This window comes from Endozoicomonas sp. 4G (genome assembly GCF_023822025.1).
Lineage (GTDB): Bacteria > Pseudomonadota > Gammaproteobacteria > Pseudomonadales > Endozoicomonadaceae > Endozoicomonas_A.
The window spans coordinates 4,539,261-4,565,000 of sequence record NZ_CP082909.1; the positions used below are offsets into that span (position 1 = coordinate 4,539,261).

Below are 25,740 nucleotides of genomic sequence, written 5' to 3' on the forward strand. Positions count from 1 at the left end.
GGTGGTGGAATGACAAACGCTCGCCCCAACGCATTAGGCCTTGCAGTGGCCATTGCCATCAGCGCTTCCTTCATCAGTACACAGGCACTGGCCGAGCGCAGGCTTCAGACAAAGTTTGCCGGTATTGGGAACAATAAACAAACGGAGCTTTTCCAGAGTGAGGCCGTAGTTAAGCCGACTCTGGATGATAACCAGCAGCCAATACCTAAATCCTTTACCACCACTTACCCTGAACGAGCTCCAGACAGCGCGCACTTTAGTTTTCCTACTTTCATAGACATTATGTCCACCAACGCTGCCGTTTCCATTGTTGATCTGTTTGAAACAGACGAGAATGACGCTGCCCGGAAATACACCAAAATCCTGAAAGTGGGTGATGAGGGCGTCTTCAGGTTCAGCCATAACCTCGAACAAGAAGAACTGGTTATTGAAGTCAGGGCCGCAATGACCGATCAGGATGCGCTTGAAGCTTTGCGTGACGAAACCAGCATGGACATACTGGAACCCTTATCAGAAATTGCCAAACCCAGTGGTATATTCGACGAGGTGCTCAAACTTGCCAGAGACAGAGCAGGAAAACTCGGCGCAAGTGATGACTATATTGCCCTTGCCACCCTTGATGTAGACAAGATTGAAGTAAAGGGGCGTACCTTCATGCGTCTTATTTCAGGGGGCGACCAACCTCCTGAACTCAAGCAGCTGGGCCAATCGCTCTTTGTTAATGATGAGGCGCTGTTGACAGCAGCCACCTCTGCCTATTTTCAGGTTCATGTTCTGGAACGGGATATACAACAGCAGGCGCTTAATAAACTATTAGCGCACAGCAAACCGGTCGGGTATGTTGTGCACGTCGAAGATGACACGCAAATTTACCCTGTGCCCGAGGGCTATCCAAAGCTGGAGGTAACAGAAGCTCCGGGGAGGTGATTGTTTTTCGTGGCCAGATACAGTATACGCCTGATGTCGCTTTTATAGAAAGCCTCCATGATCTCTGGCAAAAATCGCTGACTGTTAAACCGGCTAATACAGTAAAAACAAAGGTTGTAAGCTATGACACCCCAAGCTACCGGTGCGTCCTTCGGAGCAGGCAGATGGCACTGCTGGAGGAGTCAGCGGCCTATTACCAACAGCACAAAACTGAATTTAAATTCGATACACTGGCAAAGATTGTATACTATGAATATCTTTACCAAGCATTAACCAGTGCGACTCTGGATGGCGTCTATAAATTTGAATTCACAATAGGACACATCAGAGCAGCTGCGACTGTTATCACGCCCACCTGGTTACAGTTTCAACTCGAAAGACACTTCAGTTTCAACCCCGTAATAAAAAACCTTCTGACCAATCAACGCTTTGTTGAGACGCTAAGATCTGTCACCAACACTATTATCAGCGCAACCAGTGTCAATCATTTTGGGGATCTTGAGGACGAAGGACAGTTTACCGCCAAAGTCATCAGCGACATGGCCGAACAGCTACCTGAAATGTACAAAAGGCTGGAAGATTTACAGATAGAAGAAGCCAAACTCCTCCACATTAAAAATCAGTTGCCGCAAACAACGGCTACAGAGGCCGCCCAACAAATCGAAGATGAGCTTGCAACGCTTCGTGCCAGGCAGGAAATCCTGGAAAACCAGGAACAACAACTTCAGGAGGAGAGCAAAAGAATTCCGGGCCTGAAAGAACCATTCCTTAATGCCAGAAATCTTTACCATTCTAAAAGAGCAACAAGAACAGAAGAGCCAGAGCCGCATCTGCAACAACAGGAAAAATTAACCGATAAGGCCATCTGGAACAAACTGGCTAATCCTGATGCCCGGCAACATCATCTCAAGCATCTGCAAAAACTGGAAAAACGTAAAAAATGGTTGCAGGAACTTGAGCAGGAAATTGATCGAACGCTAAAGCTGAGAGAAGAGATTCATGATCCCCTGGGGAAAACCATAGAAGAGTACAAAGATCAACTGGCAAAGGCGCTTAATATTGAGGACTGGGACGAGACCGATTATCCAATTGAACAACAAACCGAACTTATCAGAAAGAAAATTCATGAAATCAGCAGACCAGGGCAGCCTCCGAATGAGGCTGTAAAAGACATACTGGCGTCCATTGAAAGCAAGCACGATATTACTCCAGACAATGAAAACGATCTGGCTGCTCGATTTCAGTCCATTCAGCAGCACCTGAAACAAAAGACAGCTCTGGTCGAGGAGTACATCCTCAACAGACTGGCTGACTTTGAAAGTCAGCTCGACCTTCTGGATAACAATGATCACCTGGAACACCGTCAATACGCTCTTAAACAGCACCTGAGAAAACAGATAGCTCAGGTCGAGCAAGAGTATTTTCAGCAACTGGGCAGCAGAACGGAAGCTGAAAAAATAGCTGCAACCCAAGATCGCTTTGCAACCATTGCCACACACTTAAACCTTAAGGGTTTTAATAGCGATGCAGATTTTGAGACTCAGCAAAAACTCCTGCTTGAAACAATTCACGCAATGATGGCTGAAAAAGACAGTCTGGACCAACAAGTTAAGACAGTGACTCATAAGCTCGACAGGGAGAATGTAAAGACAGCTGAACAGCTCTCCGAGCTTGCAGAGCTGAAATCAGAACTGGAAGACATGAGAACACCGGGGCACCCCAAAATCATGCCTGAAGTATTGGGCAAACTTCGTGCCGTGGCAAATGCTCTGAAGGCAGGGGGGTTTGATGAAAATGACGATGTGTACCTCCGTCGTCAGGTTATTTCCAGCCTCATGCAGACACACATCGTAGAAGCCAGACAGCGGGCAGAGGAAGAGGCTCTGGAAACACTGGGAGTTTTAGAACGATTTTTCACGGTCAACACCAATGGAGCATATGACAAAGCGACAAGACTTCGTGCAGTTCGTGCAAAACTTGATTACTACGGTTTCTCTAACTACCTGTTGTACGATAGCGATAGAAAACTTTGGAAAGATGACAGTCCAGCTACAAAGGATCTTCAGGGAAAAGACAGGATTCGTGCACGTCTTACCTATAAAGTCGAAGAATCGGATCAGCGAGCCAGAGAAAAACAGACAGAATATCTTCTGGCTATAGAGCACGAGCTGAATATCGAGCCTCAAAACCCTGACGTTAATAAGCGTAAGGCAGCCATTGATAATGAGCTTGACCGACAAGTAGCCCGTCTGGGACCTAAACCCCGATTCGTTCTTGATCGTGAGGAGGCCCAAGCCAGGCAGGCATTAAAAGAAGCTGAAAGCTATCTGGAGTCGGATCTTGGCACTACTGAAAAAGACTTTGGCCTTACACCTGCTCCTTCTGACACTACTAAAGAACGGGTTATTGCCCTGATAAAAAAATGGCCGCAAATGCTCGCTCCTGGTCTTACCAACGGCGAGCCCGGGTACCCGTTAGAGAAATATACCCATTGGATGAAGAAGATTACAGCCAGGCTGGAGAACATTGATAGAATAAAGGATGACCTAGAGACTGTCGAAGAAGCCGTCAAAAAGGACGGTGGCTCCTTCCGGTACACGCCGAAACAAGTACAAGTTCTGAACGAAATTCACACATTCACGCAGCACCCTCTCAAAGAACAAGCTCTGCAAGCCGCCATTGGCCTGATAAAAACAGCAAGAGAAAACGGTAAGGCAGCACCCGTCATTATCTATACCGATTTTGATGATGAATGGGCACCGGTTCACTTCCATGCGCGAATGGAAAACACACTGACGCTTGAACAGACCAGCCGGATTGTGGAAGTTTTCAGAAGCCTGAAGACGGTCCCCCCGGACCCCTCTGTGTTTGAAGAAGCTGATCCCCCCATCAAAACAGCCACACATCTGGCGGAAACAGCATTGCAGTACACAAATGACGGGCCAGAAGAATACGACAAAAAAATTCTCGACATGGGCTCAGCCTTCCTCGAGCATCAACCGAGGGACTTGAAAAGCTTCTCGGAATACTTCGAAACCCATTCTGCCACCGGTAACAAGATCATAACTCTGCTGCGTGAAGGTCTGATCAGCAAGGTCGAACTTGAGCACTACATAAAGGCAGTCAGAGGTAAAAACGGTTATCAGATAGTGGCTGAATTTGAATACTTCCTTCGCGATAAACACGGCATCAAAGTGCCTAAGTTCAAGGGTGCTCTCCGGGATCTGCCCGATAAAAGCGCTGAGGCATTCATGCAAAGTGCCTTTACGCCAGTGACCGTTACTGCAACCGGTCCGGCAGGCATGGAAGAATCGGTTGCTGGCATGAAAGAGTACGCAGCGGCGATCATCGCCAACTATGTTCTTGACGACATTGCCTTTGAAAATGGTCGCAAGACGGCCGCCTTCCTGACCCATCTTCAGGACACCCTGACACCTTATGCCAATGCTGCGGGAATCTCTGAGTCAGAATTTATCATGGCTATCCATAACACCTTGATGCAAGCCCATGTCGCAGCTTTTGGACGACAGTTGTTCGATTACTGGCTCAAACCTTCCGCCTCTCTGGTACAGGCCGTTACCTGGTACTACTCCAATTACAGACCCCTGCTGGCGACCCGTAATGCCCAGCAGGCTACCAACCAGGCTTTCGCGAACATGGCGCATCTCTATCTTCTGGATCTAACCAACCGGGGTGATTATCTGCACCGGATGTTGACACCTTTCCAGCATTGGCTGGAACACTATGGTGTTGATACTGACCGAACCGGGCAATATGCCTACCACAGAGCCGTTGAACAAATCGCTGAAGTGGGTGGGCTGGCCATGCCATTGGGCAAGGCCGCTTCCTCGGCGATTCTGCTGAAAACCGCTTCCGAACTGTTTACCAGACAATACAACGCTAACCCCCAGATGTATCGCAGCATTTTCCGTCTGGTGCCAGAAATGCTGAATTCCATGGATTTCGGACAAGGAGTGCAAGTACCACTGCTGCACCGGGTGACACCACGAACAGTAAAAACCCTGGCCTCTGCCACGGCCGGTCTGGTGCTGGGCCCGGTAGTCACTGTCGGAGCATACGCCCACGGTCTTATATCCGGGTTTACCTACGCCCAAACTTTCGGCTTTGCCCTGACCTCAAGTCTCGCTTTCGACTTCTTTATGAACGACAACAAGCTGCTCACTCAATGGCTGGCTGGCCCCCTGGGCCGAAGTCTTGACAGGATTAACCGCTGGCGGGGCGTAGGTGAAACGGACGATGACTATGTGAAACGCACGGCGATTGCCAGTCCTCAAGGCTTCAATGAAACCGATGAAGCCTATGCCAACCGTGTGAAAGCCAGCAACAAGATGTACGGCTGGACACGACACGAGAATTACCTGCAGTTCCGCGAACGCCGTGATCGCACCATGAAACTGTATGAGAAGGGCTGGGAGCAATACTTTAAAAACAATGTACCTAAATGGTCGTTCTCCCACGCAGAAAGTGTTCCTTACACCTACACTCTCGGGTTTCTCTACCAATCGCAACGGGGCGATGATCAAACAGTTCACAACAAGAACAATGCCCCCTCAATCAAGCTTTCTACTGAACTCTGAGGTGGTGGAATGACAAACGCTCGCCCCAACGCATTAGGCCTTGCAGTGGCCATTGCCATCAGCGCTTCCTTCATCAGTACACAGGCACTGGCCGAGCGCAGGCTTCAGACAAAGTTTGCCGGTATTGGGAACAATAAACAAACGGAGCTTTTCCAGAGTGAGGCCGTAGTTAAGCCGACTCTGGATGATAACCAGCAGCCAATACCTAAATCCTTTACCACCACTTACCCTGAACGAGCTCCAGACAGCGCGCACTTTAGTTTTCCTACTTTCATAGACATTATGTCCACCAACGCTGCCGTTTCCATTGTTGATCTGTTTGAAACAGACGAGAATGACGCTGCCCGGAAATACACCAAAATCCTGAAAGTGGGTGATGAGGGCGTCTTCAGGTTCAGCCATAACCTCGAACAAGAAGAACTGGTTATTGAAGTCAGGGCCGCAATGACCGATCAGGATGCGCTTGAAGCTTTGCGTGACGAAACCAGCATGGACATACTGGAACCCTTATCAGAAATTGCCAAACCCAGTGGTATATTCGACGAGGTGCTCAAACTTGCCAGAGACAGAGCAGGAAAACTCGGCGCAAGTGATGACTATATTGCCCTTGCCACCCTTGATGTAGACAAGATTGAAGTAAAGGGGCGTACCTTCATGCGTCTTATTTCAGGGGGCGACCAACCTCCTGAACTCAAGCAGCTGGGCCAATCGCTCTTTGTTAATGATGAGGCGCTGTTGACAGCAGCCACCTCTGCCTATTTTCAGGTTCATGTTCTGGAACGGGATATACAACAGCAGGCGCTTAATAAACTATTAGCGCACAGCAAACCGGTCGGGTATGTTGTGCACGTCGAAGATGACACGCAAATTTACCCTGTGCCCGAGGGCTATCCAAAGCTGGAGGTAACAGAAGCTCCGGGGGAGGTGATTGTTTTTCGTGGCCAGATACAGTATACGCCTGATGTCGCTTTTATAGAAAGCCTCCATGATCTCTGGCAAAAATCGCTGACTGTTAAACCGGCTAATACAGTAAAAACAAAGGTTGTAAGCTATGACACCCCAAGCTACCGGTGCGTCCTTCGGAGCAGGCAGATGGCACTGCTGGAGGAGTCAGCGGCCTATTACCAACAGCACAAAACTGAATTTAAATTCGATACACTGGCAAAGATTGTATACTATGAATATCTTTACCAAGCATTAACCAGTGCGACTCTGGATGGCGTCTATAAATTTGAATTCACAATAGGACACATCAGAGCAGCTGCGACTGTTATCACGCCCACCTGGTTACAGTTTCAACTCGAAAGACACTTCAGTTTCAACCCCGTAATAAAAAACCTTCTGACCAATCAACGCTTTGTTGAGACGCTAAGATCTGTCACCAACACTATTATCAGCGCAACCAGTGTCAATCATTTTGGGGATCTTGAGGACGAAGGACAGTTTACCGCCAAAGTCATCAGCGACATGGCCGAACAGCTACCTGAAATGTACAAAAGGCTGGAAGATTTACAGATAGAAGAAGCCAAACTCCTCCACATTAAAAATCAGTTGCCGCAAACAACGGCTACAGAGGCCGCCCAACAAATCGAAGATGAGCTTGCAACGCTTCGTGCCAGGCAGGAAATCCTGGAAAACCAGGAACAACAACTTCAGGAGGAGAGCAAAAGCATTCCGAGCCTGGAACAACAGTTCAGTAATGCCAGAAATGTTTACAATTCTGAAAGAGCAACAAGGCTTGGCATAAATGACTGGGATGATACCCTGCCAGAAGAAGAGCAAGCCGCACGCATCAAAAAAACGTTAATTAAAAACGTCAGAGCCGCTGTCATAACAGAAGAACCAGAGCCGCATCTGCAACAAGAAGAAGAATTAACCGATAAGGCCATCTGGAACAAACTGGCTAACCCTGAAGCCCGACTACATCATCTCGAGCATCTGCAAAAGCTGGAAAAACGCAAAAACTGGTTGCAGGAACTTGAGCAGCAAATCGATCGAACGCTAAGGCTGAGAGAAGACGTTCTTGGTCCTATACGGAAAACCATAGGAAATTACAACAACCAACTGGCCCATGTGCTTGATATTGACGACTGGAATGGGGTCGATTCTTCAGATGAAGGACTCACACCCACCGAACTCATCGAAAAGAAAATTCATAAAATCAGCAGACCGGGCCAGCCTCCGAATGAGGCGGTAAATGAGGCTGTAAAAAACGTACTGGCCTCTATTGAAAGCAAGCACGATATTACTCCAGACAATGAAAACGATCTGGCTGCCCGATTTCAGTCCATTCAGCAGTGCCTGAAACAGCAAATGGAACAAGAGACAGTTGTGATCGAGGAGGTCATCCGCGACAAAGTGGCTGAGTTTGAAAGTCAGCTCGAACTTTCGGATAACAATTATCACCTGGGATACCGTCAATACGCCCTTAAACGGCACCTGAGGCAAGAGATAGCTCAGGTCAAGCAAGAATACCTTCAGCAACTGGACATCAGAACAGAAGCTGAAAAAATAGCGGCAACCAAAGCTCGCTTTGCAACCATTGCCACACACTTAAACCTTGATGGTTTTAATAGCGATGCAGATCTTGAGATTCAGCAACAACGCCTGCTTGAAACCATTAACACAGTGATTGCTCAAAAAGAAGGTCTGGATCAACAACTTAAGACAGTGAGTCATCAGCTCGACAGACAATATATAAAGGCAGCTGAACAGCGCTACGAGCTTGAAGAGCTGAAATCAGAACTGGAAGACATCAGGACGCCGGGGCACCCCAAAGCCATGACTGAAGTAGCGAGCAAACTTCGTGCCGTGAGAGCTTTTCTGATGGGAGATTGGTTTGATACAGAGGACGATGTGTACCTCCATCATCGAGCCATTTCTAGCTACTTGAGGATAAACATCAAAGAGTCAGAGGAAGGGGGTGACAAAGCTACAGGACTTGGCGAACGGGACCAGTGGGTCAGAAAACAAAAGACAGAGCGTCTCGAGGCTATAGAAGATGTGCTGAATATCAACCCTTATGAAAACCCTGCCGCTATAGAAAGAGGCAAAAGGTTCATAGCTCAGCTGGCCGGTGATCTGCAGATAGCACTTGAAGACGACGCCGACCTGCCTGAACAGTCCGATGCGCTAAGAAACAAAATTCAGGAACTTCGGAATGAAGTAGACAAAACCTATGAAGATGAACAGGCTAGGAGAGTCTGGAACCAACAAATGGCTCATCAACTCAACATTGAAGACTATAAAGACGATGCCACGATCAACGACCAGAATCGCCTGATTGAAGCAAAACTCCAACAACTGGATCAGGACGTTTTCAAAGCATCTGATCCCAACATTAATGAGCGTGTTACAACCATTAATGATGAGCTTGACAGACAAGTGGCCCGTCTGGGGCCTAAACCCCGATTCGTGCTTGATCGTGAAGCGGCCATTGCCAGACAGGCAGTAAAGAGAGATGAATGCTGGCTGAAGTGGCTTCTTGGCGATGCTGAAAAAGACGTGGACCTTAAATCTGCCCCTTCTGACACTCATGAACAACGGGTTACCGCCCTGAGAAACAAGTGGCTGCAACTGGGCGATGCGCAACTGACTGAGAAACAGGCCCGTTTGAAAGGCAAGATTGAAACCAGACTAACAGACCATGAGAAAATAAGGGAAGCCCTGCAGGTTGCCGAAGAAGCGATCAAAAAGGACGGAGGTTCCTTCCAGTACACGCTGCAACAAGAAAAAGTCCTGAAAGACATTTACGCATTCACCCAGCACCCTCTCAAAAAACAAGCTCTGAAAGCCTCAATTGCCCTGAAACAAACAGCAGCGAAAAGCGGTAAGTTAAAAGGACTATCCCTTGCCACTTTCGATTTTGACGATGACTTGGCACCGATTCACTTGCAGGCAGAAGTGGGACACAAATTGACGTTTAAACAGGCCAGCGGGGCTGTGGAAGTTTTCAAGGGCCTGAAGACGACCTTCCCGGAAACCTCTACACATCCATCTTATCCTGGGAATATCATCACAGAAGTCGAACATCTGGCGGACAGGGCATGGAGTTTCTTAAACCAAGGGCCACAAGAATACAACGAAGAAATTCTCCGAATGCGTTCGGATGGCCTTCACTTCGTCGAGCATCAACCAGAGGACTTGAAAAGCTTCTCGGAATACTTCGAAACCCGTTCTGCCACCGGTAACAAGATCATAACTCTGCTGCGTGAAGGTCTGATCAACAAGGTTGAACTTGAGCACTACATAAAGGCCGTCAAAGGTATAGACCGTTATCAGAAAATGGCTGAATTTGAACACTTCCTTGGTGATAAGCACGGCGTCAAGGTGGCTGAGTTCAAGGAGGCTATCCAGAAGCTGTCTGATGAAAGTGCAGAGGCATTCATGCAAAGCGCCTTTACGCCAGTGACGGTCACGACAACCGATCCGGCAGGCATGCAAGAATCGGTGGCTGGCCTGAAAGAGTACACGACGGCAATCATCGCCAACTATGTTCTTGACGACATTGCCTTTGACAACGGTCGCAGGACGGCAGCCTTCCTGAGCAATCTTCAGGACACCCTGACACCTTATGCCAATGTTGCGGGAATAACTGAGTCAGAATTTATCATGGCTATCCATGACACCTTGATGCAGGCCCATGTCGCTGCTTTTGCACGACAGTTGTTTGATTACTGGATCAAACCTTCCGCCTCTCTGGTACAGGCTGTCACCTGGTACTACACCAGTTACAAGCCTCTGCTGGCGACCCGTACTGCCTGGCAGGCTACCTGGCAGTCCCTCGCCAACATGGAGTATTTCTATCTTCTGGATCTGACCAACCGGGGCGATTATCTGCACCGGTTGTTCATACCTTTCCAGCACTGGTTCGAACACTATGGTGTTGATACTGACCGAACCGATCGGTATGCCGAACACAGCACAATTGAACAAATCGCTGAAGTGGGCGGGCTGGCCATGCCATTGGGTAGGGCTGCTTCCTCGGCGATTCTGCTGAAAACCGGCTCCGAACTGTTTACCAGACAATACAACGCCAACCCCCGGATGTATCGCAGCATTTCCCGTCTGGTGCCTGAAATGGTGCAATCCATGGGTTCCAGACAAGGGATTCAGGTACCAGTGCTGCACCGGGTGACACCACGAACAGTGAAAACGCTGGCCTCTGCCACGACCGGTCTGGTGCTGGGCCCGATTACCACTGTCGGAGCATACGCCCACGGTCTTATATCCGGGCTTACTTTCGCCCAAACCCTGGGATTTACCCTGACGTCGAGTCTCGCGTTCGACTTCTTTATGAACGACAACAAGCTGCTCACTCAATGGCTGGGTGGCCCCCTGGGCCGAAGTCTTGACAGGATTAACCGCTGGCGGGGCCTGGGCGAAACGAACCATGACTATGTGAAACGTACGGCTGTTGCCTCGCCTCAAGGCTTCAATGAAACCGATGAAGCCTATGCCGACCGTGTGAAAGCCAGCAACAAGATGTACGGCTGGACACGGCACGAAAATTACCTGCAGTTCCGTGAACGCCGTGATCGCACCATGAAACTGTATGAGAATGGCTGGGAGCAGTACTTTAAAAACAATGTCCCTAAATGGTCGTTCTCCCACGCAGAAAGTGTTCCTTACACCTACACTGTTGGGCTTTTTTACCAATCGCAACGGGGCGACGATAAAAAAGTTCACAGTCATAATAAGTACAATGTACCCCCAATCAAGTCTTCTACCGAGCTTTGAGGCAGTACAATGAGAAACAATGCATTAAGCCTTGCAGTGGCTATTGCCATCGGCTCTTCCGTCATTGCTACTCCGGTACTGGCCGAGCGCAGGCTGCAAATAAGGCCTGTCAATGTTGGGGACAATGAACAGGTGGAGTTTATTCACAGTGAGGCCACGGTTCAGCCCACTTTAGATGATGACCAACAGCCAATACCCAACTCCTTTACCACCACCTATAAGGCTCAAGATGTTCTGACCTGTGCCCCTCCTTCTACGGGCTTTACAGGCGTTCTTTATAATATTGATAGTGACGTTACCAGTGTTGATCTGTTTGAAACAGGCGAGAATAACGTTGCCCGGAAATACACTAAAGTCCTGAAGGTGGGCGATAAGAGCGTCTTCAGGTTCACCCATGACCTTGCAGAAAAGCAACTGGTCATTGAAGTCAGAGACGGAATGACCCATCGGGATTTAGTTAATTCTGTTCGTGCTCAATGGACTGGCATACTGTCATTAGAACCATTAACGAAAATCGCCAGACCCGATCAGCTGTTCGGGCTGCTGGAAACTGTCGATAAAAGAGCAGGAAACCTCGGCACAAGTGATGACTATGTGGCTCTTGCCACCATTGAAGTAGACAAGGTTGAAGTGAATGACCGTACTTTTATGCGTCTTATCTCAGGGGGTGACCAGCCTCCTGAGCTGACGCACCTGGGTCAATCGCTCTTCGTCAACGATGAGGCACTTCTGGCAGCGGCCACCTCGGCCTATATCCAGGTTCATGTCCTGGGAGAAGATTTACAGCAGCAGGCTCTTAATGATCTGTTAGCGCACAGCAAACCCGTCGGCTACGTTGTACACGCCGAAGACGACACTTATCCTGTACCTGTGGGTTATCCAAAACTGGCAGTAGCGCAAGCGCCGGGGGAGGTGATTGTTTTCCATGGTCAGATGCAGAATCCCCATGATATCGCTTTTGTAGAAACCCTCCATAACCTCTGGCAAGAAGCTGAAGGTATTAACCCCACCCCGACAGTAGTAGCACAGGTTAAAAAATATAAGATCAAAAGCTACCAGTACGTCATTCGAAGCAGACAGATGGCAGTGCTGGAAGAGTTTGTTGCACGGCACAATGCTGGCGTTAACAAAGAGCAACCGGCGACGCTTGCAAACCAGGATAAACAGGCAGTGCGTGCGCTTGCCTATTACGAGTCTCTCCATCAGGCATTGGTCGGCATGATTCCAGATAGAATGTACGGAGCCCATGAATTTGAGTTGACACTGGAACGCATCAGAGAAGCTTCGTCGATCGTCACGCCAGCCTGGATGCATCATCAACTCGAAACGCAGTTCAGCTTTAAACCCGTACTTAGAAAGTTTATGGCTGATCAGCATTTTGTTCAGAGTATTCTGAATCATGCACCCGTCGTCACCGAAACCGATGTTTTTTACACTAAGATAGTGACTGATCAGGAAACACGCCTACGTCAACAATCCAAGACCATTGCAGACCTGCAAGAAGAAATTGATTACATCAAAACACCCGCCGACGAAGCCATGCCTAAAGTCCTTGAGAAACTGAATGCCGTGGCAAAAGCCCTGAAGATGGATGACCTCGTCGATAGCGAGCAGGATGTGTATTACCGTCGTAACGCCATCTCCATGAAAATTAAGACTTACAGCATAACGGTAGCCAGACTGGAGGCAGAGAAAGAGGCTCTGGCAATACTGGAAACAATAGAAGAGTCGCTCGGAATGGAAGTCGATAAAGATGATTACACAGCATCAAGGATTAACAGGGTTGTTAGAAAACTTAGAAGCGATGACCCCTCAGAATCGGTACTGGCTACGATAGAAAATGCCTTCTTGAAAGAAGAGCTCCCAATTATTAACAAAGAGAAAAGGAAAACAAAACTCAAAAGGCTCCCGGGGCGTGTTGACTTATTTATCAAAAACCCATCGTCGCTTGTCCCAAGACACGTGAAAAGGATGCTTGAAGCGGTAGAGAGCGAGCTGAACATCGACACCAGTGAAAACCCTTATGCCAGAAAAAAAGGTGTAGATCTGATTACCGAACTGTCTTCGTATCTGGAAGTAGACTTTAAAAAAGGTACCAGCCTCAATGACCAGAAGAATGTCCTGAGAGGCAAAATTCAGGCATTTAGGGAAAAAGTAAACGACCGCTGTGACAATTATAAAGTCAACAAAGCGACAAACAATGAAATTGCTCGTCAACTTTGCATTGAGTATGACAGTGATGCCTCTGTAGAAGATCAGGTCGAACTTATTGAAAATGAACTCAGGTACCTGGATGAAGACGTTGACTCTGCCGGTCAACCTGAAATACATCATCGTACCACAGTCATTGAAAGTAAGCTTGACAGGGAAATGGACCGTCTGGGACCTAAACCCCCATACATTCTTGATCGTGAGCTGGCCACAGCCAGACGGGCAGAGAAAGAGGCTGAAGACAAGCAGGAGTCGCTTATCGACGCTGCTGAAAAAGCCCTGGGCCTTAAACCTGCCCCTTCTGACACTCATAAACAACGGGCTACTGCCCTGTCAAACAAGCAGCTGCAACAAACAATCGGTTCTTATTTTACTGACCCTAAGACCCGGCAACTGATGCTGGAATATCGCGATCTGCAAGAGGAGATTGCAAACGGGGAAACAAACATTGAGATAATGAGGGAAGCCCGGCAGGCTGCCGAAGAAGCCGTCGAAAAGGATGGTGGTTCCTTCCAGTACACGTCGGAACAAGAAGCAAACGGGGAAACAAACATTGAGATAATGAGGGAAGCCCGGCAGGCTGCCGAAGAAGCCGTCGAAAAGGACGGTGGTTCCTCCCAGTACACGTCGGAACAAGAAGCAAACGAGGAAACAAACATTGAGATAATGAGGGAAGCCCGGCAGGCTGCTGAAGAAGCCGTCGAAAAGGACGGTGGTTCCTCCCAGTACACGCCGGAACAAGAAGCGGTTCTGAAAGATATACACACATTCACGCTACATGCCACCGGTAACAAGATCATAACTCTGCTGCGTGAAGGTCAGATCAGCAAGGTTGAACTTGAGCACTACATCAAGGCCATCAGAGGTGTAGACGGTTATCAGACAGTGGCTGAATTTAAACACTTCCTTGGTAATAAACACGGCGTCAAGGTGGCTGAGTTCAAGGAGGCTATCCAGAAGCTGTCCGATGAAAGTGCAGAGGCATTCATGCAAAGTGCCTTTACGCCCGTGACTGTCACTGCAACCGATCCGGCAGGCATGCAAGAATCGGTGACTGGCCTGAAAGAGTACACGACGGCAATCATCGCCAACTATTTTCTTGACGACATTGCCTTTGACAACGGTCGCAGGACGGCAGCCTTCCTGAGCAATCTTCAGGACACCCTGACACCTTATGCCAATGTTGCGGGAATAACTGAGTCAGAATTTATCATGGCTATCCATGACACATTGATGCAGGCCCATGTCGCAGCTTTTGCACGACAGTTGTTTGATTACTGGATCAAACCTTCCGCCTCTTTGGTACAGGCCGTCACCTGGTACTACGCCAGTTACAAACCTCTGCTGGCGACCCGTACTGCCCAACAGGCTACCGACCAGTCCCTCGCCAACATGGCGGATTTCTATCTTCTGGATCTGACCAATCGGGGCGATTATCTGCACCGGATGTTGACACCTTTCCAGCACTGGCTGGAACACTGTGGTGTTGATACTGACCGAACCGATCAGTATGACTACCACAGCGGAATTGAACAAATCGCTGAAATAGGCGGGCTGGCCATGCCATTGGGCAAGGCCGCTTCCTCGGCGATTCTGCTGAAAACCGGCTCCGAACTGTTTACCAGACAGTACAATGCCAACCCCCGGATGTATCGCAGCATTGCCCGTCTGGTGCCAGAAATGGTGAAATCCATGGGTTACAGACAAGGGATTCAGGTACCACTGCTGCACCGGGTGACACCACAAACAGTAAAAACGCTGGCTTCTGCCACGACTGGCCTGATGCTGGGCCCCATTGCCACTGTCGGAGCATACGTCTACGGTCTTATATCCGGGTTTACCTACGCCCAAATCTTAGGCTTTACCCTGGCGTCGAGTCTCACGTTCGACTTCTTTATGAACGACAACAAGCTGCTCACTCAATGGCTGGGTGGACCTCTGGGTCGAAGTCTTGACAGGATTAACCGCTGGCGGGGTGCGGGGGAAACGAACCATGACTATCTGAAACGTACCGCTGTTGCCACGCCTCAGGGCTTCAATGAAACCGATGAAGCCTATGCCGACCGTGTTAAAGTCAGCAACATAATACCTGGCTGGACACGGCACGAAAATTACCTGCAATTCCGCGAACGTCGTGATCGCACCATGAAACTCTATGAGAATGGCTGGGAGCAGTACTTTAAAAACAATGTCCCTAAATGGTCGTTCTCCCACGCAGAAAGTGTTCCTTACACCTACACTGTTGGGCTTTTCTACCAATCGCAACGGGGCGACGATAAAAAAGTTCACAGTCATAACAATCATAATAAGTACAAGGTGCCCCCAATCAAGCCTTCTACCGAGCTTTAAGCAGTACAATGAGAAATGTTAACCCCAATGCATTAAGCCTTGCAGTGGCTATTGCCATCGGCTCTTCCGTCATTGCTACTCAGGTACTGGCTGAGCGCAGGCTGCAAATAAGGCCTGTCGATGTTGGGGACAATGAACAGGTGGAGTTTATTCACAGTGAGGTCACGGTTCAGCCCACTTTAGATGATGACCAACAGCCAATACCCAACTCCTTTACCACCACCTATAAGGCTCAAGATGTTTTGACCTGTGCCTCTCCTTCTATGGGCTTTACAGACATTCTTTATAGTATTGATAGTGACGTTACCAGTGTTGATCTGTTTGAAACAGGCGAGAATAACGTTGCCCGGAAATACACTAAAGTCGTGAAGGTGGGTGATAAGAGCGTCTTCAGGTTCACCCATGACCTTGCAGAAAAGCAACTGGTCATTGAAGTCAGAGACGGAATGACCCATCGGGATTTAGTTAAGGCTATTCGTGCTCAATGGTCTGTCATACTGTCATTAGAACCATTAACGAAAATCGCCAGACCCGATCAGCTGTTCGGGCTGCTGGAAACTGTCGATAAAAGAGCAGGAAACCTCGGCACAACTGGTGACTATGTTGCCCTTGCCACCATTGAAGTAGACAAGGTTGAAGTGAATGACCGTACCTTTATGCGTCTTATCTCAGGGGGTGACCAGCCTCCTGAGCTGACGCACCTGGGTAAATCGCTTTTCGTCAACGATGAGGCACTTCTGGCAGCGGCCACCTCGGCCTATATCCAGGTTCATGTTCTGGGAGAAGAGTTACAGCAGCAGGCTCTTAATGATCTGTTAGCGCACAGCAAACCCGTCGGCTACGTTGTACACGCCGAAGACGACACTTATCTTGTACCTGCGGGTTATCCAAAACTGGCAGTAGCGCAAGCGCCGGGGGAGGTGATTGTTTTCCATGGTCAGATGCAGAATCCCCATGATATCGCTTTTGTAGAAACCCTCCATAGCCTCTGGCAAGAAGCTGAAGGTATTAACCCCACCCCGACAGTAGTAGCACAGGTTAAAAAATATGGCTCTTCAGGGATATCTGTGGGTAAAACCAGCCAGCCTGTGAGGATAAAGCTACAGAGTAACCTCTAAGTTGGAAACAAATAGTCGGCACATGAAGGATTGGAAACCGCTGACTCTGCAAACCAGTTTGCAACGCTATCAGCGCCCTGAGGTTAGCAAACCAGTTCTTAAGAGGTATCCGCGGGTAAGAATGATCAAACTTAAAGGTAGAAGCACCAGCGGCTGATTTCTGGTAGTTTTTTGTTAGCAGACAAAAAAACAGAAGAGACCGCTGATGCTAATAAAAACTATCCTAAATAAAGTGCATAAACTCAAGTCATTTGTTTATCAGGATGTCCAATTCGGCAATTATCAGGGTGAAGATGTGTTCAATGTCACCGTGGTTCCAAGGAAGAACAGTCGGGCTCTCTGCTCTGGCTGCCAAAAACCAGCACCAGGCTATGATCACCTTACTGAACGCCGTTTCGAGTTTGTTCCCCTCTGGGGAATCAGAGTTTTCTTGCTCTATAGAATGCGCCGAGTGGAATGTAAGACATGCGGCGTAAAGGTTGAGCAAGTTCCATGGGCTGAAGGTAAAAAGGAACTGACCAAAGTCTACATGCAATTCCTGGCAAACTGGGCCAGAAAACTTTCCTGGAAGGAGGTTGCCAGTACTTTCAATACTTCGTGGGAAAAAGTATTTCATGCTGTGGAGTACATGGTTGAGTGGGGCAAAGCAAATCGCTCACTCGACCATATCAAGGCTATTGGGGTTGATGAAGTGTCTTACCAGGTTGGGCACAAATACCTGACAGTGGTTTACCAGATTGATCGTGGTTGTACCCGGCTGTTGTGGGTTGGTAAGGACCGTACAGAAGCGACGATTCGTAGCTTTTTCTCTTTCTTTGGCCCCGAACGTAGTGAGCGATTGGAGTATGTCTGCTCTGACATGTGGAAGCCCTACGTAAAAGCAATCACTGAGTTTGCCAGTCAGGCGCTGCATATTCTGGATCGATTTCATATTGTCTCCATGCTGAACAAAGCTATCGATGAGGTCAGGGCATCAGAACAAAAACAGCTTCAGGCTGATGGTTATGAGCCTGTTTTGAAGAAGACTCGTTGGTGTCTCCTCAAACGGAAGGAGAACCTGACCGAGAAAGAGGAGATCAAGTTAAATACGGTACTCCAGTATAACCTCAAAAGTGTCAGGGCTTATCTGCTCAAGGAAGAGTTTCAAGTGTTCTGGGACTACATATCACCACACTGGGCAGGGAAGTATCTGGATCGGTGGTGCACAAGAGTCATGAGGTCAAAGATAGAACCCATGAAGAAAGTAGCCAAAACTGTTCGACGACACAGGCCGTTGATTCTGAATTGGTTCAAGGCAAAAAAGGCATTTTCCAGCGGAATTGTTGAAGGTCTGAACACCAAGGTAAAACTCACTACGAGAAAATCGTACGGTTTTAGGACCTACAAATGTGCAGAAATTGCTTTATATCATGCACTGGGCCATCTGCCTGAACCAGAAATGACCCACAGATTTTACTGACGAGGCAAAAATATAAGATCAAAAGCTACCAGTACGTCATTCGAAGCAGGCAGATGGCAGTGCTGGAAGAGTTTGTTGCACGGCACAATGCTGGCGTTAACAAAGAGCAACCGGCGACGCTTGCAAACCAGGATAAACAGGCAGTGCGTGCGCTTGCCTATTACGAGTCTCTCCATCAGGCATTGGCCAGCATGATTCCAGATAGAATGTACGGAGCCCATGAATTTGAGTTCACACTGGAACACATCAGAGCCGCTTCGTCCACCGTCACGCCAGCCTGGATGCATCATCAACTCGAAGCGCAGTTCAGCTTTAAACCCGTACTTAGAAAGTTTATGGCTGATCAGGATTTTGTTCAGAATATTCTGAATCATGCACCCGTTGTCGCCGAAACCGATGTTTTATACATTAAAACGGTGGCTGATCAGGAAACACGCCTACGTCAACAAGCTAAGACCATTGCAGACCTGCAAGAAGAAATTGATTACATCAAAACACCCGCCGACGAAGCCAGGCCTGAAGTCCTTGAGAAACTGAATGCCGTGGCAAAAGCCCTGAAGATGGATGACCTCGTCGATAGCGAGCAGGATGCGTATTACCGTCGTAACGCCATCTCCATGAAAATTAAGACTTACAGCATAAAGGTAGCCAGACTGGAGGCAGAGAAAGAGGCTCTGGAAATACTGGAAACAATAGAAAAGTCGCTCGGAATGGAAGTCGATAAAGATGATCACAAAGCAGCAAGGCTTGACAGGGTTCTTGGAAAACTTAGAAGCGATGACCCCTCAGAATCGGTACTGGCTACGGTAGAGCATGCCCTCTTGAAAAAAGAGCTCCCGGTTATTAGCAAAGCAACAAGGAAAATAGAACTCAGAAGGCTCCCGAGGCGTCTTAACTTATTGATCAAAAACCCATCGATGCTTGTCCCAAGACACGTGAGAAGGATGCTTGAAACGGTAGAGAACGAGCTGAACATCGACATCAGTGAAAACCCTTATGCCAGAAAAAAAGGTGTAGATCTTATTACCAAACTGTCTTCGTGTCTGGAAGTAGACTTTGAAAAAGGTACCAGTCTCAATGACCAGAAGAATGCCCTGAGAGGCAAAATTCAGGCATTAATAGGAAGAGTAAACGACCTCTGTGACAATGATCATTTCACTAGAGAGACAAACAATGAAATTGCTCGTCAACTTGGCATTGAGGACTATGAGAGTGATGCTTCTGTAGATGATCAGGTCGAACATATTGAAGAAGTACTCAGGGAGCTGGATGAAGAGGTTGACTTTGCGGGTCGGCCTCTAATATATGATCGTACCACAGTCATTGAAGATAAGCTTGACAGGCAAATGGACCGTCTGGGACCTAAACCCCGATACATTCTTGATCGTGAGCTGGCCGCAGCCAGACGGGCAGAGAAAGGAGCTGAAGACGAGCAGGAGTCGGTTATCGACGCTGCTGAAAAAGCCCTGGGCCTTAAACCTGCCCCTTCTGACACTCATGAACAACGGGTTACTGCCCTGATAAACAAGCAGCTGCAACAAACAAGCGATTCTTATTTTACTGACCCTAAGACCCGGCAACTGATGTGGGAACAGCGCGATCTGCAAGAGGAGATTGCAAGCGGGGAAGCGAACATTGAGATCATGAGGGAAGCCCGGCAGGCTGCCGAAGAAGCCGTCAAAAAGGACGGTGGTTCCTTCCAGTACACGCCGGAACAGGCAGAAGTTCTGAAAGATATTCACAAATTCACGCTACACCCTCTCAAAAGACAAGCTCTGGAAGCCACCATTGGCCTGAAAAAAGCAGCAGTGAAAAGCGGTAAGGGAACACTACTCCTTATGTTTTTCGATTTTGACAATGAATTGGCACCGATTCGCTTGCAGGCACGAATAGGAGGCAAACTGACGTTTGAACAGACCAGCCAGATTGTAGAAACTTTCAAGAGCTTGGAGGCGGCCTACCCGGAACCCTCTACGTCTGAAGAAGCTGATCCCCGGGATATCATTACTACAGTCGAAATTCTGGCGGCCAGAGCATGGATTTACATAGAAAAAGGGGCACAAGAATACGACGATGAAATTTGCCGCATGGGCTCAGCCTTCGTCGAGCATCAACCAGAGGACTTAAAAAGCTTCTCGGAATACTTCGATACCCATTCTGCCACCGGTAACAAGATCATAACTCTGCTGCGTGAAGGTCTGATCAGCAAGGTTGAACTTGAGCACTACATCAAGGCCATCAGAGGTGCAGACGGTTATCAGACAGTGGCTGAATTTAAACACTTCCTTGGTGATAAACACGGCGTCCGGATGCCTGAGTTCAAGAAGGCTGTCCGGATGCTGTCCGATGAAGGTGCAGGGGCATTCATGCAAAGTGCCTTTACGCCAGTGACTGTCACTGCAACCGGTCCGGCAGGCATGAAAGAATCCGTTGTCGGCCTGAAAGAGTACGCAGCGGCGATCATCGCCAACTTTGTCCTTGATGATATTGCCTTTGACAACGGTCGCAGGACGGCAGCCTTCCTGAGCAATCTTCAGGACACCCTGACACCTTATGCCAATGCTGCGGGAATATCTGAGTCAGAATTTATCATGGTTATCCACGACACATTGATGCAAGCTCATGTCGCAGATTTTGGACGACAGTTGTTCGATTACTGGATCAAACCTTCTGCCTCTCTGGTACAGGCCTTCACCTGGTACTACTCCCATTACAGACCTCTGCTGGCGATCCATACTGCCTGGCAGGCTGCCGAGCATTCCCTCGAGCACATGGCCTGTCTCTATTATCTGGACCTGACCAACCGGGGTGATTATCTGCACCGGATGCTCACACCGTTCCAGCACTGGCTGGAGTACTATGGTGTTAATAGCAACCGAACCGAACAGTATGACTTCCACAGCGGAATTGAACAAATCGCTGAAGTGGGCGGGCTGGCCATGCCATTGGGCAAGGCCGCTTCCTCGGCGATTCTGCTGAAAACCGGCTCCGAACTGTTTACCAGACAGTACAATGCCAACCCCCGGATGTATCGCAGCATTGCCCGTCTGGTGCCAGAAATGGTGAAATCCATGGGTTACAGACGAGGGATTCAAATACCACTGCTACACCGGGTGACACCACAAACAGCAAAAACACTGGCCTCTGCCACGACCGGCCTGATGCTGGGCCCCATTGCCACTGTCGGAGCATACGCCCACGGTCTTATATCCGGGTTTACCTACGCCCAAACCTTAGGCTTTGCCCTGGCGTCGAGTCTCACGTTCGACTTCTTTATGAACGACAACAAGCTGCTCACTCAATGGCTGGGTGGACCTTTGGGTCGAAGTCTTGACAGGATTAACCGCTGGCGGGGTGCGGGGGAAACGAACCATGACTATCTGAAACGTACCGCTGTTGCCACGCCTCAAGGCTTCAATGAAACCGATGAAGCCTATGCCGACCGTGTGAAAGTCAGCAACATAATACCTGGCTGGACGCGGCACGAAAATTACCTGCAATTCCGCGAACGCCGTGATCGCACCATGAAACTCTATGAGAATGGCTGGGAGCAGTACTTTAAAAACAATGTCCCTAAATGGTCGTTCTCCCACGCAGAAAGTGTTCCTTACACCTACACTGCTGGGCTTTTCTACCAATCGGAACGGGCCGATGATAAAAACAATCCGCCCCCAGTGAACTACTCGCCCCTAAAGGAGCAAGCTTCCAATACTAAGCAACTACCGGAGTAGTTACCGTTCTTTTCTTTTTTGACGTTTCACTGCGAGCTGCGGAAGAGGGCTTGCCCTTTTCCGACTTACATTTCGCTCCACGTCCTTTAGTCAGCACAGGAATTCCTTTGCCAACCAACTCCGTTCCAGAGTCCATGAAAAACTTAATTGCTCGTTTCTTGATTACGATGCTGGCGTTTCTGTCAGCGTTGTCAAAGTGTCCACATTGACCGCAAAGAAACCGTTCTTGTGTCTTGCGGTTGTCGGGGTGAGTGTGACCGCAATTAGCACACTCTTGACTCGTAAAGGGTGCAGGCACTTTGAAGACTGCTTTGCCTGCTTTTGCTGCTTTATATCGGGTGTAGGTCTCCAAGAAGTGCCATCCTACGTTGAGAATGGCCTTGTTCAGTCCGGCTTTTTGTTTCGCCTTGTTGGAGATGAACTTTCCGTTTTGATCTTTTTTTGCCTTTGGCCTGCGAGTCATTTTTGAGGTTTTCAGATCTTCGAAAACAATGACCCTGGCCTTGCTGTCAACCATTTTACGGCTGGTTTTGTGACAGAAATCTTGCCGAATGTTGGCTACTTTCTTGTGCTGCCTGCTAATCCTGTTCTTTGTTTTCTGACGACGGTTAGAGCCTTTGGTTTGGCGAGACAAACGGCGCTGAAACCTCTTCAGGTATCGCTTGCGCTTATCCATGCTCTTTGTCTGGTTTTCTGTAAAGTCGTAAGGCTTAACGCCAGTATGAACAGGTATAACAACACCTCGATCGACGCCGATAACATGCGCTTCCAGCCACACTTTGGAAGCACCTTTGAGGTATTCCAAATGCTCTTTTTCTGTTGCTGGTTCTTCTGATCCATCGTCATAACAGAAAGAAACAGAGTACTGACCAGCCTCTTTTCTAATGTAAATGGATTTTGGTTCGCTGAATGGACGGTGAGTTTTAAACGACAAATAACCAATATTATTGGTCTTTGTACCAATGAAAAGACGGGTTACACCATCTTCACAGATATCGAACCGGAACACTTCATTGGTGAGGTAAATGCTACCCTTGTCTGTCTTGGCTTTTTTCTTTGGATTACCGCACAAGCCATTCATGTACTTCCGGTAGGTCTTATACCAGTTGGTAGCCGAGTTTCTGATTATCTGACTGGGACAATCGGATAACCAGGGTGATAACTCTTCGCTTTTGAATTGGGCTGCCTTTGTGTCAACAGGGGCATGCGTACCTATGGGGCAGTATTTTTTTGCGTAAGTGCTGTAATAACGATGTTCATCACATTTCGCATTCCAGATAAACCGAGCGCAACCCATCCACTGAGACAGAACCAACTTTTGCTGATCTGTTGGATTGGCTTTGAGTCGGATACCTTGCAGCATTACATAACCTGTTGAATTGAATGGCTTCATGCTAGTCTGGCTAGAAATATCTGTCAAATATGAGGTTTTTATGTACGAATGGAGATCGGTAGATCATGTGTATTTAGGAATAACGTACATCTAGTATTTGTTACTAAATACCGTAGAAACGAGTTCAGCAGGGAAATGGTAGGCAAGCCAAAGGGAAAGTCGTCTTATACATTAAGGCGTGAATACTGGGAGCACATAAAGCCGATGTTATGGGGGAAACACTTCTGGAGAAAGCCAGAAAACACCGCCTTCAGAAAAGTCTGTTAAAACTTCTAAGCGACTGTCACAGCAAGGCTAACACCTTGCGCTGGCTAGACCCGCCCCTGAAGGAACGGGTTTGCGCCAGCATTTCGATCAAGCCTTCCAGCGAGCTTTGAGGTAGTAGAATGAAAAATAAGCAAGGAATAAACAAAAACCCCAGTCGATCTCTCAACTGGGGTTCTGCTGTATTCAATGCCTGGCGATGACCTACTCTCACATGGGGAAACCCCACACTACCATCGGCGATGCGTCGTTTCACTACCGAGTTCGGGATGGGATCGGGTGGTTCCAACGCTCTATGGTCACCAGGCAAAACTGGTTTGAACCGGAGGTTCAAAGCCGTAAGGCTTTAAGGCTTTAAGGCTTTAAAGTTTATTTCAATCCGGTTCTGGAATCCTGTCTAAATAAGCTTTTTCTTGCTTCACACTCTTCATGTATGGCTTGTCTTAAAACCTTACAGCCTTACAGCTTTAAAGCCTTAAAACCCGCAGCTTCGCTGCGCTGCGCAAATCGCTTTGGCGTTATATGGTCAAGCCTCTCGAGTCATTAGTACGGGTTAGCTCAACGCCTCACAACGCTTACACACCCCGCCTATCAACGTCGTAGTCTTCAACGTCTCTTATGGGCCTTAAGGCCAGGGAAGTCTCATCTTGAAGGGGGCTTCCCGCTTAGATGCTTTCAGCGGTTATCCCGTCCGAACTTAGCTACCGGGCAATGCGTCTGGCGACACAACCCGAACACCAGTGGTTCGTCCACTCCGGTCCTCTCGTACTAGGAGCAGCTCTCCTCAAACTTCCAACGTCCACGGCAGATAGGGACCGAACTGTCTCACGACGTTCTAAACCCAGCTCGCGTACCACTTTAAATGGCGAACAGCCATACCCTTGGGACCGGCTTCAGCCCCAGGATGTGATGAGCCGACATCGAGGTGCCAAACACCGCCGTCGATGTGAACTCTTGGGCGGTATCAGCCTGTTATCCCCGGAGTACCTTTTATCCGTTGAGCGATGGCCCTTCCATTCAGAACCACCGGATCACTATGACCTACTTTCGTACCTGCTCGAGATGTACCTCTCGCAGTCAAGCTGGCTTGTACCATTACACTAACCGCACGATGTCCGACCGTGCTTAGCCAACCTTCGTGCTCCTCCGTTACTCTTTGGGAGGAGACCGCCCCAGTCAAACTACCCACCACACAATGTCCCCGATCCTGGTAAAGGACCTGGGTTAGAACCTCAATATTGCCAGGGTGGTATTTCAAGGTTGGCTCCATGCAGACTGGCGTCCACACTTCAAAGCCTCCCACCTATCCTACACAAGCAACATCAAGATCCACTGTGAAGCTGTAGTAAAGGTTCACGGGGTCTTTCCGTCTAGCCGCGGATACACTGCATCTTAACAGCGATTTCAATTTCACTGAGTCCTGGGTGGAGACAGCGTGGCCATCGTTACGCCATTCGTGCAGGTCGGAACTTACCCGACAAGGAATTTCGCTACCTTAGGACCGTTATAGTTACGGCCGCCGTTTACTCGGGCTTCGATCAAGAGCTTCTCCGAAGATAACCCCATCAATTAACCTTCGAGCACCGGGCAGGCGTCACACCGTATACGTCCACTTACGTGTTAGCACAGTGCTGTGTTTTTAATAAACAGTCGCAGCCACCTGGTATCTTCGACCGCCGCCAGCTTAGGGAGCAAGTCCCTTCACCAGCAGCGGCGCACCTTCTCCCGAAGTTACGGTGCCATTTTGCCTAGTTCCTTCACCCAGGTTCTCTCAAGCGCCTTGGTATTCTCTACCTGACCACCTGTGTCGGTTTCGGGTACGGTCCCTTTTGACCTGATGCTTAGAAGGTTTTCCTGGAAGCCTGGCATCAACCACTTCCCCACCTTGGTGGGTTCGTCATCAGTTCTCGGCTTTGTGAACCCGGATTTTCCTGAGTCCACAGCCTACGAC

The 25,740-nt window shown here is 48.6% G+C and carries 8 protein-coding genes and 2 rRNA genes (1 of these 10 cut by a window edge); 7 read left to right on the forward strand and 3 right to left on the reverse strand.

Going from position 1 to position 25,740, the window contains the following annotated elements; genetic code table 11:
* Positions 1-9 precede the first annotated feature (9 nt).
* The 7 genes from K7B67_RS17895 to K7B67_RS17925 all read left to right on the forward strand — a co-directional run bounded on the left by K7B67_RS17895 (position 10) and on the right by K7B67_RS17925 (position 22,132).
* Positions 10-927, forward strand: a complete 918-nt coding sequence (locus K7B67_RS17895; RefSeq protein ID WP_252177237.1) for a hypothetical protein — start codon at positions 10-12, stop codon at positions 925-927.
* 164 nt (positions 928-1,091) lie between these two features.
* Positions 1,092-5,525 carry a hypothetical protein gene (locus K7B67_RS17900; protein ID WP_252177238.1) on the forward strand — a complete coding sequence of 1,478 codons (4,434 nt, stop codon included), beginning with the start codon at positions 1,092-1,094 and terminating at the stop codon, positions 5,523-5,525.
* Positions 5,526-5,534: 9 nt separating this feature from the next.
* A complete protein-coding gene (locus K7B67_RS17905; RefSeq protein WP_252177239.1) occupies positions 5,535-11,264 on the forward strand; it encodes a hypothetical protein in 5,730 nt (1,909 codons plus the stop codon).
* Positions 11,265-11,273: 9 nt separating this feature from the next.
* Entirely contained in the window at positions 11,274-15,824 is a 4,551-nt protein-coding gene (locus tag K7B67_RS17910) for a hypothetical protein (RefSeq protein ID WP_252177240.1), read from the forward strand.
* Positions 15,825-15,832: 8 nt separating this feature from the next.
* Positions 15,833-16,942, forward strand: a complete 1,110-nt coding sequence (locus K7B67_RS17915) for a hypothetical protein (protein WP_252177241.1) — start codon at positions 15,833-15,835, stop codon at positions 16,940-16,942.
* Between the two features lie 205 nt (positions 16,943-17,147).
* Positions 17,148-18,401 carry an ISL3 family transposase gene (locus K7B67_RS17920; protein ID WP_252176868.1) on the forward strand — a complete coding sequence of 418 codons (1,254 nt, stop codon included), beginning with the start codon at positions 17,148-17,150 and terminating at the stop codon, positions 18,399-18,401.
* Between the two features lie 53 nt (positions 18,402-18,454).
* Entirely contained in the window at positions 18,455-22,132 is a 3,678-nt protein-coding gene (locus tag K7B67_RS17925) for a hypothetical protein (protein ID WP_252177242.1), read from the forward strand.
* On the opposite strand, the gene K7B67_RS17930 is transcribed toward K7B67_RS17925, so the two are convergent.
* The 3 genes from K7B67_RS17930 to K7B67_RS17940 form a co-directional block, all read right to left on the reverse strand.
* Positions 22,113-23,495, reverse strand: coding sequence for a transposase (locus K7B67_RS17930; protein ID WP_252177243.1), 1,383 nt, complete (start codon positions 23,493-23,495; stop codon positions 22,113-22,115). The two genes, K7B67_RS17925 and K7B67_RS17930, sit on opposite strands and share 20 nt — an antisense overlap.
* A 485-nt stretch (positions 23,496-23,980) precedes the next feature.
* A 5S ribosomal RNA gene (rrf, locus tag K7B67_RS17935) occupies positions 23,981-24,096 on the reverse strand.
* Between the two features lie 215 nt (positions 24,097-24,311).
* Positions 24,312-25,740, reverse strand: a 23S ribosomal RNA gene (locus K7B67_RS17940); it runs 1,618 nt beyond the window's last position.